Source organism: Azohydromonas aeria (assembly GCF_009760915.1).
In the GTDB taxonomy this organism is placed as follows: Bacteria; Pseudomonadota; Gammaproteobacteria; order Burkholderiales; family Burkholderiaceae_C; genus Azohydromonas; species Azohydromonas aeria.
This window is the reverse complement of record NZ_VIDQ01000143.1, coordinates 1-10,276: the sequence shown is the minus strand read 5'-3', so window position 1 is coordinate 10,276 and position 10,276 is coordinate 1. Positions and strand designations below refer to the sequence as shown.

Sequence of the window (10,276 nt, the reverse complement as noted above, 5' to 3'; positions counted from 1 at the left end):
CGGCTGCGGCCGCGAGGCTGGAGCCGGAAGCACCCGCAACTGCGCCGCCGGGCGCGTTGCCGGCACCGGCGGCTGCCGCACCATGGCTGCGGCAGCCGCGGCGGCGCCGGACAGGGCCCCGGCGGGTGCCGGCGCGGCCGTGGAGGCCACCGGCGCACGCGCCGCTTCCGGCCGGGCGCGGCCTTGCGGCGCGCCGCCCGTACCCGGGAAGGCCAGCAGCCGCAGCAGCACCATGGTCAGCCCGGCGTACTCGTCGGGTGCCAGGCTGAGCTCGGCGCGGCCGTGCAGCGCGATGCTGTAGAGCAACTGCGTCTCGTCGGGCGCCATCAGCGCGGCCAGTTCCACCGCGCCGGCCGTGTCGGGATCGGTCTCGTCGAGCGCGCCGGGCACCATCTGCGCCACCGCCACCTGCTGCAGCAGCGTGGCGATCTCCTCGAGCGTGGCGGCGGCCGACAGGCCGCGCTCGCGCAGGCCCTGCACGAGGGAGAGCACCGCGGCGCCGTCACGCTGCGCCAGCGCGCGCACCAGGCCCGCGGCATGGCCGCGGTCCACGCTGCCGAGCATGGCGCGCACCGTCTCTTCCGAGAGCGCGCCGCCGCCATAGGCAATGGCCTGGTCGGTGAGCGAGAGCGCGTCGCGCATGGAGCCGCGCGCCGCGCGCGACAGCAGCCGCAGCGCGCTCGCGTCAAAGGCCACGCCCTCGTTCTGCAGCACGCCCAGCAGGTGCTCGTGCACGGTCTCGGGCGCCATGGGCCGCAGGTTGAACTGCAGGCAGCGGCTGAGCACCGTGGGCAGCATCTTGTCCGGGTCGGTCGTGGCCAGGACGAACTTCAAGTACTCCGGCGGCTCTTCCAGCGTCTTGAGCAGCGCGTTGAAGGCATCGCGCGTGAGCTGGTGCGCCTCGTCGATCATGAAGACCTTGAAGCGGCCGACGCTGGGCTTGTAGGCGGCGCGCTCGATCAGGTCGCGGATCTCGTCGATGCTGCGGTTGCTGGCGGCGTCGAGCTCGACGTAGTCGATGTAGCGGTCGGCGTCGATCTCGCGGCAGGCGGTGCACACGCCGCACGGGTGCGCGGTGATGCCGCCCGTGCCGTCAGGGCCGGTGCAGTTGAGGCTTTTGGCAAGGATGCGCGAGACCGTGGTCTTGCCCACGCCGCGCGTGCCGGTGAAGAGGTAGGCGTGATGCAGGCGCTGCTGCTGCAGCGCGTTGGTCAGCGCCTGCACCACGTGCGCCTGGCCGACCATCTGATCGAAGCTGCGCGGGCGGTATTTGCGGGCAAGGACCACGTAAGACATCCGGCGATTCTACGGGCCGCGCCACGCCGCCCCGGCAGCCCCACCGGCAGCGCCCCCGGCGCGGGCCGGCCCGGGCGCTGGCCGATAATCCGCGCCCATGAATGCGCAAACGCCCCCTTCCTCCGACAACACCGCCGCACCCCTGAGCTATGAACAGGCGGGCGTGAACTACGACCTGATCGACCCGCTCAAGGTCAGCGCCCAGCGCGCCGCTGCCGCCACCGCGCAGCACGTGGCCGCGCACGGCTTCAAGGAGGTCGCGGCCTCGCGCGGCGAGTCGGCCTACGTGGTCGATGTCGGTCCGTTCTACATCGCCAGCATCGTCGAGTGCCTGGGCTCCAAGGCGCTGGTGGCCGACGAGATGGCCCGGCTCACCGGGCGCAGCTACTACCAGGGCATCGCCCAGGACACCATCGCCATGGCGGTGAACGACCTCATCACCGTCGGCGCCACGCCGCTGGTGGTGCAGGCCTACTGGGCCGCCGGCGGCAGCGACTGGTTCGGCGACGCCGAGCGCGCGCAGGCGCTGGTGGCGGGCTGGAAGGCGGCATGCGACACCTGCGGCGTGGCCTGGGGCGGCGGCGAGACGCCGGCGCTCGCGGGCATCGTCGAGGCCGGGCGCATCGACCTGGCGGCGTCGTGCACCGGGCTGATCAATCCGAAGGAGCGGCTCTCGGTGGGCGACAAGCTCGCCGCGGGCGACGCCATCGTGCTGCTGGCGTCCAGCGGCATCCATGCCAACGGCCTGAGCCTGGCGCGCAAGCTCACCGAGCGGCTGCCGCAGGGCTATCTCACGCCGCTGACCAGCGGCCAGAGCTACGGCGAGGCGCTGCTGGCGCCCACCACGCTGTACTCGCCGGTGACCGAGGCACTGTGGAAGGCCGGCATCGCGCCGCATTACTGCGCCAACATCACCGGCCATGGCTGGCGCAAGCTGTTGCGCCACCCGGCGCGCTTCACCTACCGCATCGACACCGTGCCGGCGGTGCCGGAGGTGCTGGAATTCATCGCGCGGCAGGCCGGCCACGACGACCGCGAGGCCTACAGCACGCTCAACATGGGCGCGGGCTTCGCGCTGTTCGTGCGCGCCGAGGACGCGCAGCGCACGGTGGAGATCGCGCAGTCGCTGGGCATCGACGCGCTGGTGGCCGGCCGCGTCGAGGAGGGCGAGAAGCAGTTGCTGATCGAGCCGCTGTCCATCCGCTTCGGCGACGACGATCTGCAGCTGCGCTGACCTGTTCAGCGGCCCGGGGCGGCGGCCGTGCCAGGGGTGGCTCAACGCGTGGGCTACAATGCGCGCTGACGGGCCTCCCCGCATGGAAGCGCGGCGAACCGGGTCAGGTCGGGAACGAAGCAGCCCCAACCGTTGTGACCAGTGCCGGGGGTAAGGCTCGTCAACCCCCCTTATTTCTCCTGTTGATGGGCTGGTGGCCGGCACGCGCCGTCCGGCGCCCAGGCCCTGCGGCCGAATTTCCCGCATTTGAATCCGTACCGCGCCGATGCAGCACCGGCGCCGTCATGGGCTCATGGCTTGCTCCGCAGTTTCGGGGCCTTGGGCCCTGTCCCGGCAGTTGCGGGGCTTTGTGTCAAAATCATCAGCCCTCCCGCTTTTCACGCACCGCGCCGCTGGCTGTTCCGGTGGACGCATGCGAATCCATCATGAGCAGCGAACTGATCAAGAAAGTTTCCGACGCGTCGTTTGAAGGTGACGTCCTGAAGTCCGACAAGCCGGTGCTGGTCGATTACTGGGCCGAATGGTGTGGCCCGTGCAAGATGATCGCGCCGCTTCTGGACGAGATGGCCCACAAGTATGGCGACCAACTGCAGGTCGCCAAGCTCAACGTCGACGAGAACCGTACCGTGGCCGCCAAGTACGGCATCCGCGGCATCCCGACGCTGATGCTGTTCAAGGACGGGCAAGTGGCCGCCACCAAGGTCGGCGCGCTGTCTAAGTCTCAGCTGGAAGCTTTCCTGGCCGCTAACCTATAATTCTTCCAACGTTGTGGCCGTCGCGGCCTGAGAATCTACCGGCAGCCTTGATGCCGGCTTCGGGCGGCTGCCACAACCCCAAACTTGCCATCACGCCCTCGGCCGCTGCGGCGGCTTGCGGCGCGTGAGTCCGGCTCCCAACCCCCGCGCATCTGTTCGATTTTCCGCCGCGTCTCGCGGGTTGGTGCTGCCCTACAAGGGCATTTCGAGCCGCAACGATCCGGCGCGCTTCCGTGGCAAGGACGCGCGCCCTCCCCTCCCAGGGTCTGCCTTCCATGCATCTGTCAGAACTGAAAGCGCTGCACGTGTCCGAGCTCATCAAGATGGGCGAGGCGCTGGAGATTGACAACGTCGCTCGCATGCGCAAGCAGGAGCTGATGTTCGCGATCATGAAAAAGCGCGCCAAGGCCGGCGAGCAGGTCTTCGGTGACGGCGTGCTGGAGGTGTTGCCCGACGGCTTCGGCTTCCTGCGCTCCATCGACACCAGCTACATGGCGTCGACCGACGACATCTACCTCAGCCCCAGCCAGATCCGCCGCTTTAACCTGCACACCGGAGACATGATCGAGGGTGAGGTGCGCGTGCCCAAGGACGGCGAGCGCTACTTCGCGCTGGTGAAGGTTGACCGTGTCAACGGCCTCACCCCCGAGGAGAACAAGCACAAGATCATGTTCGAGAACCTGACCCCGCTGTTCCCCAAGGAACAGTTCAGGCTCGAACGCGACATCAAGAACAACGACGAGAACATCACCAGCCGCATCATCGACCTCATCGCACCGCTGGGCAAAGGCCAGCGTGCGCTGCTGGTGGCGCCGCCCAAGAGCGGCAAGACGGTCATGATGCAGCACCTGGCACATGCCATCGTCGCCAACCATCCCGACGTGCACCTGATCGTGCTGCTGGTCGACGAGCGTCCCGAGGAAGTCACGGAGATGCAGCGCACGGTGCGCGGCGAGGTCATCAGCTCCACCTTCGACGAGCCCGCAGCGCGCCACGTGCAGGTCGCCGAGATGGTGATCGAGCGTGCCAAGCGCCTGGTCGAGCTGCGCAAGGACGTGGTCATCCTGCTGGACTCCATCACCCGGCTGGCGCGTGCCTACAACAACGTGCTGCCCTCCTCCGGCAAGGTGCTCACCGGCGGCGTGGACGCCAACGCGCTGCAGCGCCCCAAGCGCTTCTTCGGCGCCGCGCGCAACGTCGAGGAAGGTGGCTCGCTCACCATCATCGGCACCGCGCTCATCGACACCGGCAGCCGCATGGACGAGGTGATCTACGAGGAGTTCAAGGGCACGGGCAACTGCGAGATCCATCTCGACCGCCGCATGGCCGAGAAGCGCGTCTACCCGTCGATCCTGCTCAACAAGAGCGGCACGCGGCGCGAGGAACTGCTGCTCAAGCCCGAGATCCTGCAAAAGAGCTGGATCCTGCGCAAGCTGCTCTATCCGATGGACGAGATCGAAGCGATGGAGTTCATCCTCGACAAGATGAAGTCCACCAAGAACAACCTGGACTTCTTCGACATGATGCGCCGCGGCGGCTGACACAGCCGCCGCCACCAAGTCGTGTCCGCGCACGGCCTGATGGCGCGCCCGCTCCGGGCGTGCAGTGCATCATGAGCGCCGCAGCAGCGGCGCCTGGCCCGAGGCACCCCGCTTGGGCTACAATCGCGGGCTTTACCGCTTTCGCCAAGTGCGCCGCATGGGGTGGCGTGGCTGGCGGCAACGCAGCGAGGTTTCCGATGAAAGAAGGCATTCACCCGAACTACCGCGAAGTCTGCTTCGTGGACCTGTCCAACGGTTTCAAGTTCGTCACGCGTTCGTGCGTGCAGAGCAAGGAAACCATCAAGCTCGACGACGGCCGTGAGCTGCCGCTGGTGAAGCTGGAAACGACCAGCGAAACCCACCCCTTCTACACCGGCACGCAAAAGAGCGTGGACAGCCTCGGCGGTCGCGTCGAGAAGTTCCGCAACAAGTTCGCGCGCGTCGGCCTCAAGAAGTGAGCCTGCGCTACGGCGACACCCAAGGCAGCCTCGGCTGCCTTTTTTTCTGCCCGCGGCCCAGGCGCTGCCGGGCGACCGAAGGGCCCGCCCTGCGCCGGCCGCCGGTCCTTTCACGCGTTGACGGCATGATCTCGGCGTGAACATTCCCTCTCCTGCCCTGGTGACCCAGCGCGCGGCGCAGCGGCTGCCGCGGCTGCCGCTGCTGCTGCTGTGCGCAGCCTACCTGCTGCCCGGCCTCTTCGGGCGCGACCCCTGGAAAAGCGCTGACATCACGGCCTTCGGCTACATGGCCGCCATCGGCGAAGGACGCAGCCCCTGGCTGGCGCCGCTGGTGGGCATGCTGCCGCCCGAAAGCATGTTGCTGCCCCACTGGCTGGGCGCCGCCTTCATTGCGCTGCTGTCACCGGCGTTGGAACCTGCCTTGGCGGCACGGCTGCCTTACGCCCTGCTGCTGGCGCTGACATTGGCGCTGACCTGGTACAGCGCCTTTCACCTCGCGCGCACGCAGGCCGCGCAGCCGGTGGCGCTGGCCTTCGGCGGCGAGGCCCACGTGGTCGATTACGCCCGCGCGATTGCCGATGGCGCGCTGCTTGCCCTGATGGCCACGCTGGGCCTGCTGCAGCTCGGCCACGAGACCACGCCCGAGCTGGCCCAGCTCTTCGCCATGGCGCTGCTGATGTGGAGCCTCGCGGCCGCGGCACACCGCACCGTGGTGCCGCGGGCCGCAGTGGTGGTGTCGCTGGTGCTGCTGTCGGCCTGCGACGCGCCCAACATCGCACTGGCCGCCGGCATCGTCGGCACGGTGGTATGTGCCCGCTCGGTGGACGCGCCGGTGCGCCGCTTCGCAGCATGGGCCGCGGCCGGCACGCTGCTGTCGCTGGCCATGACGCTGGTGCTGCAGCACGCGCGCTGGCACTGGCGCTTCGAGTTCGACGCCGAGCAGTTGCTTCAGCTGTCGCGGCTGCTGTCCTGGTTCCTGTGGCCGGTATGGCTGCTCGTGCCCTGGACGCTGTGGCACTGGCGCCGTCACCTGCTGAAGCGGCACATTGCCTTGCCACTGGGCCTGGCGCTGGTCGGCCTGGGCGCCTGCATCGCGCTGGGCGGCTCCGACCGAGCCCTGCTGCTGGCGCTGCCCGCGCTGGCGGTGCTGGCCGCCTTCGCCCTGCCCACGCTGCAGCGCGGTACCAGCGCGGCCATGGACTGGTTCTCGGTTTTCTTCTTCAGCGCCGGCGCGCTCGTGATCTGGGTCGTGTACGCAGCCATGCAGACGGGCACGCCGGCGCGCACGGCCGCCAACATCGCGCGCCTGGCGCCCGGCTTTACGGCCGAGTTCTCGCCGGTACGGCTGATCGCGGCCGTCGCCGGCACGCTGGCCTGGCTGGCCCTGGTGCGCTGGCGCACCGCGCGCCATCCGCAAGCCCTGTGGAAAAGCCTGGTGCTGCCGGCCGGCGGCGTGGCACTGGCCTGGCTGCTGGTGATGACGCTGTGGCTGCCGGCACTGGACTACGCGCGCAGCTATCGCCCCTGGGTGCAGCGCATCGCGCGCCACGTCGGGCCCGATCCGGCCTGCATTGCCGCGCCGGGCCTGCAGCGCGCCGCGGCGGCCGGGCTGGAGTACTTCGGCGGCTGGCGCGTCGATGCCCGCCCCGAAACGGCGAACTGTCCGGTGCTGCTGCTGCCCGAGCGTGAGCCCACCCGGGCCGTGCCCAGCATGCCGGGCTGGCGTTTCGTGGCGCGCGAGCGCCGGCCCACCGACCGCGATGAAAGCGTGCTGATCTACCGCCGCGCCGCGGCGTCGCGCTGAGCCGCCGCGGCGGCCTCGGTTGCCGCCTGGCGCACCCGAGCCGGCGGCAGGCGCAGGCTGAAGGTTGAGCCCCGGCCCGGCGTGCTGTCGATGACCAGCTCGCCGCCATGGCGCTGCGCCACGTGCTTGACGATGGACAGGCCCAGCCCCGTGCCGCCGGTCTCGCGCGAACGGCTGCCGTCCACGCGGTAGAAGCGCTCGGCCAGCCTCGGCAGGTGCTCGCGCGCGATGCCGATGCCGCTGTCGCTCACGCTCGCTTCCAGGCGCCCGTCTTCCAGCCGTCGCAGCGACAAGGCAATGCTTCCGCCTTCGGGCGTGTAGCGCACGGCGTTGCTCAGCAGGTTGGTCAGCGCACTGTCGATCTCGCCTTCCGCACCGGCCAGCTCGATGCCCTGCGCCTCGGGGAAACTCATCTCATGCCGGCTCGCCGACAGCGCCCGGGCGCGCGCTTCAACCTGCGCCAGCAGCGGCTCCAGCGCGAACCAGCGGTCAGGCGCCGGACGTGGGCTGCCCTCCAGGCGTGCCAGGGTCAGCAGGTCTTCCACCAGCGTGCGCATGCGGTCGGTCTGTTGCGACATGAGCATCAGCACACGCTCGCGCTCGGGCGGCGACAGCGGTAGCGTCTGCATCGTCTCGACGAAGCCTGACAGCGCCGTCAGCGGCGTGCGGATCTCGTGGGAGACGTTGGCCACGAAGTCGCGGCGCATGGCGTCGTGGCGCTCGCGCTCGGTGACGTCCTGCGACAGCACCAGCTTCAGCCCCGGCCCGCAGCGGCGCAGCAGCAGCGACAGCGTGCCCGCGTGCCGCATGTCCGACAGCAGCGTGGGCTGCGGCGGCGGCTCGGCCAGCTGCAGCAGCGACACGAAGCCGGGAGCGCGCACCAGGTTCGTGATGCGCTGCAGCCGGTCGCGCTCCGGGTCCAGGCCGAAGTGGTCGGCCGCGGCGGGGTTGCACCACAGCATCGCGTCGCCGGCGTCCAGCAGCAGCACGCCGTTGGGCGAGGCCTCGATGGCACTGAGGAACTGCGCGTGCTGTGCCCGCTCCTGCGCCAGCTGGTGCTCGCGCAGGCGCAGCGCGCGCTCGATGCGGTAAGCCAGCTCGCCCCAGAAACCGCTGTCGCGCGGCGCGCCGCTGTCCTGGCCGCCGCGCAGCCAGCGCATGAGCCGGTGCCCGCGCACCGCGTCCACGCCCACGTGCAACAGCACGCCCGCGCCGCCGCCGGCCACGAGCGCGGGCCAGGTTTCACCGGCCAGGGAGCCCACGAGCGCACCCGTGGCCGTGCCGGCCGCCCAGGCCGCCACCGCACCCAGCGGGCGCCCGATCAGGTAGCGCATGGCCGCCTCAATCCGCCGGTGTCGATTCCGGCGACTGCGCCAGGCGGTAGCCGGAGCCGCGCACGGTCTCGATCAGCCTGGCGCAATCCACGCCGGACAGCGCCTCGCGCAGCCGCTTCACGTGCACGTCCACCGTGCGCTCCTCGATGAAGACATGGTCGCCCCAGACGCGGTCGAGCAGCTGCGCGCGCGAGTGCACGCGCTGCGGATGCGCCATCAGGAAATGCAGCAGCCGGAACTCCGTGGGGCCGAGCCGGACCTCGCGCAGGGCCCCGCCCGCCTCGCGCGTGACGCGCCGCGCCGCCGGGTCCAGCCGCAACCCGGCCCAGGGCACTTCCAGCACCGCTTCCAGCGCCTCGGGCGCGCGGCGGCGCAGCACCGCCCGGATGCGCGCCAGCAGCTCCTGCATCGAGAAGGGCTTGACGAGATAGTCGTCCGCCCCGGCATCGAGCCCGCCGACGCGGTCCGACTCCTCGGAGCGGGCCGTGAGCATGATGATGGGCAGGCTGCGCGTGCGCGCGTCGGCGCGCCACTGCCGCGCCAGCGCCACGCCGGAGCGCCCAGGCAGCATCCAGTCCAGCAGCACGAGGTCGGGCAGCACGCGGTCCACTGCCGCACTGGCCCCTTCCGCGTCGCCGACCACGGTCACCTCGTGGCCGGCGTGGCGCAGGTTCATCGCGACGACCTCGGCAATCGCCGACTCGTCCTCCACCACCAGCACCTGGCTCACGGCCGTACCTCCTGCCCGCCCGACGCACCACCGTCAACGAATGGCATCCTCGACCGCCTCCATCGAGGCGTGGCGGACGTCCGTGCCCTTGACGACGTAGATGATGACCTCGGCCAGGTTCTTGGCATGGTCGCCCACGCGCTCGATGGCCTTGGCCACGAACACCAGGTCGATGCTGGCGGAGATGGTGCGCGGGTCTTCCATCATGTAGGTGATGAGCTTGCGCAGCAGCCCGTCGAATTCCTGGTCGATCTGGTCGTCCTGCTTGAGCACTTCCAGCGCGCGCGCCGTGTCCAGCCGCGCGAAGGCGTCCAGCGCCTTGCGCAGGCTGGCCGTGGCGAGCTCGGCCTCGTAGGCCAGGTCGGCCACCGGCTGGCGCAGCCGCGTGGACACGCCTGCATTGATGAGCTTGTCCACGGTGCGGGCAATGCGCGCGGCCTCGTCACCGACGCGCTCCAGGTTGGCGATGGTCTTGCTCACGGCGATGAGCAGGCGCAGGTCTCGCGCAGTGGGCTGGCGCCGCGCGATGACGCCGGAGAGTTCGCGATCGATCTCCAGCTCCATGCGGTTGACCTGCGCTTCGCGCTCGATCACCTGGGCCGCCGTCTCCGGGCTGAAGGCCGAAAGCGCAGACATGGCCTGCGAAAGCTGCGACTCGACCAGCCCGCCCATCTCCAGCACGCGGTTGGAGATGCCGCTGAGCTCGGCGTCGAATTGGGTGGAGAGATGCTTGTCGGGCATGGCGGAAGTCTCCTTGTAGGCGGGTTCGGGCAGCGGCAGCAACGGATGGGCCGGCTTCAGCCGAAGCGCCCGGTGATGTAGTCCTCGGTGTCCTTCTTGCGCGGCTTCATGAACAGCTCCGAAGTCGGGCCGAACTCCACCAGGTCGCCCAGGTACATGTAGGCCGTGTAGTCCGAGCAGCGCGCGGCCTGCTGCATGTTGTGCGTCACGATCACGACCGTGTAGTCGCTCTTGAGCTCGTGGATGAGCTCCTCGATCTTGCCTGTGGAGATCGGGTCCAGCGCCGAGCACGGCTCGTCGAGCAGCAGCACCTCCGGGCGGATGGCGATGCCGCGCGCGATGCACAGCCGCTGCTGCTGGCCGCCCGAGAGCCCCGCGCCGCT

10 protein-coding genes and 1 other RNA gene are annotated in these 10,276 nt (G+C 69.9%); 6 read left to right on the top strand and 5 right to left on the bottom strand.

The window, feature by feature from the left end; genetic code table 11:
- Positions 1-1,296 (bottom strand): DNA polymerase III subunit gamma/tau (dnaX, locus tag FJ694_RS35375; protein WP_157272209.1); only part of this gene is annotated, 1,296 nt, incomplete at its 3' end.
- 97 nt (positions 1,297-1,393) lie between these two features.
- On the opposite strand from dnaX, the gene FJ694_RS35370 reads away from it, so the two are divergent.
- The 6 genes from FJ694_RS35370 to FJ694_RS35345 all read left to right on the top strand — a co-directional run bounded on the left by FJ694_RS35370 (position 1,394) and on the right by FJ694_RS35345 (position 7,088).
- Positions 1,394-2,530, top strand: coding sequence for an AIR synthase-related protein (locus tag FJ694_RS35370; RefSeq protein WP_157272208.1), 1,137 nt, complete (start codon positions 1,394-1,396; stop codon positions 2,528-2,530).
- A 67-nt stretch (positions 2,531-2,597) separates the two neighbouring features.
- Positions 2,598-2,695, top strand: an RNA gene (gene ffs / locus FJ694_RS35365) — signal recognition particle sRNA small type.
- A 260-nt stretch (positions 2,696-2,955) separates the two neighbouring features.
- Positions 2,956-3,285, top strand: coding sequence for a thioredoxin TrxA (gene trxA, locus FJ694_RS35360; protein WP_157272207.1), 330 nt, complete (start codon positions 2,956-2,958; stop codon positions 3,283-3,285).
- A 275-nt stretch (positions 3,286-3,560) separates the two neighbouring features.
- The gene (gene rho / locus FJ694_RS35355) at positions 3,561-4,826 is read left to right on the top strand and encodes a transcription termination factor Rho (RefSeq protein ID WP_157272206.1); all 1,266 of its coding nucleotides are present in this window, start codon (positions 3,561-3,563) and stop codon (positions 4,824-4,826) included.
- 197 nt (positions 4,827-5,023) lie between these two features.
- Positions 5,024-5,284 carry a type B 50S ribosomal protein L31 gene (locus tag FJ694_RS35350; protein WP_157272205.1) on the top strand — a complete coding sequence of 87 codons (261 nt, stop codon included), beginning with the start codon at positions 5,024-5,026 and terminating at the stop codon, positions 5,282-5,284.
- 136 nt (positions 5,285-5,420) lie between these two features.
- Positions 5,421-7,088, top strand: coding sequence for a hypothetical protein (locus FJ694_RS35345; RefSeq protein ID WP_157272204.1), 1,668 nt, complete (start codon positions 5,421-5,423; stop codon positions 7,086-7,088).
- Here FJ694_RS35345 and phoR read toward each other — a convergent pair.
- From phoR to FJ694_RS35325, 4 genes are all read right to left on the bottom strand, one after another.
- Positions 7,061-8,422 (bottom strand): phosphate regulon sensor histidine kinase PhoR, encoded by a 1,362-nt coding sequence (gene phoR / locus FJ694_RS35340; RefSeq protein WP_157272203.1) that lies wholly within the window; start codon positions 8,420-8,422, stop codon positions 7,061-7,063. The genes FJ694_RS35345 and phoR overlap by 28 nt on opposite strands.
- A 7-nt stretch (positions 8,423-8,429) precedes the next feature.
- Complete coding sequence (phoB, locus tag FJ694_RS35335) at positions 8,430-9,152, bottom strand: phosphate regulon transcriptional regulator PhoB (protein ID WP_157272202.1); 723 nt, start codon at positions 9,150-9,152, stop codon at positions 8,430-8,432.
- A 33-nt stretch (positions 9,153-9,185) separates the two neighbouring features.
- Positions 9,186-9,893 carry a phosphate signaling complex protein PhoU gene (gene phoU, locus FJ694_RS35330; protein WP_157272201.1) on the bottom strand — a complete coding sequence of 236 codons (708 nt, stop codon included), beginning with the start codon at positions 9,891-9,893 and terminating at the stop codon, positions 9,186-9,188.
- 56 nt (positions 9,894-9,949) lie between these two features.
- Positions 9,950-10,276, bottom strand: a 327-nt coding sequence (locus FJ694_RS35325; protein WP_157272200.1) for a phosphate ABC transporter ATP-binding protein, incomplete at its 5' end; no start/stop codon positions are given.

Coding starts and splice junctions, on each gene's coding strand:
- FJ694_RS35370 (WP_157272208.1), top strand. CDS start 1,394: ATGAATGCGCAAACGCCCCCTTCCTCCGACAACACCGCCGCACCCCTG.
- trxA (WP_157272207.1), top strand. CDS start 2,956: ATGAGCAGCGAACTGATCAAGAAAGTTTCCGACGCGTCGTTTGAAGGT.
- rho (WP_157272206.1), top strand. CDS start 3,561: ATGCATCTGTCAGAACTGAAAGCGCTGCACGTGTCCGAGCTCATCAAG.
- FJ694_RS35350 (WP_157272205.1), top strand. CDS start 5,024: ATGAAAGAAGGCATTCACCCGAACTACCGCGAAGTCTGCTTCGTGGAC.
- phoR (WP_157272203.1), bottom strand. CDS start 8,422: ATGCGCTACCTGATCGGGCGCCCGCTGGGTGCGGTGGCGGCCTGGGCG.
- phoU (WP_157272201.1), bottom strand. CDS start 9,893: ATGCCCGACAAGCATCTCTCCACCCAATTCGACGCCGAGCTCAGCGGC.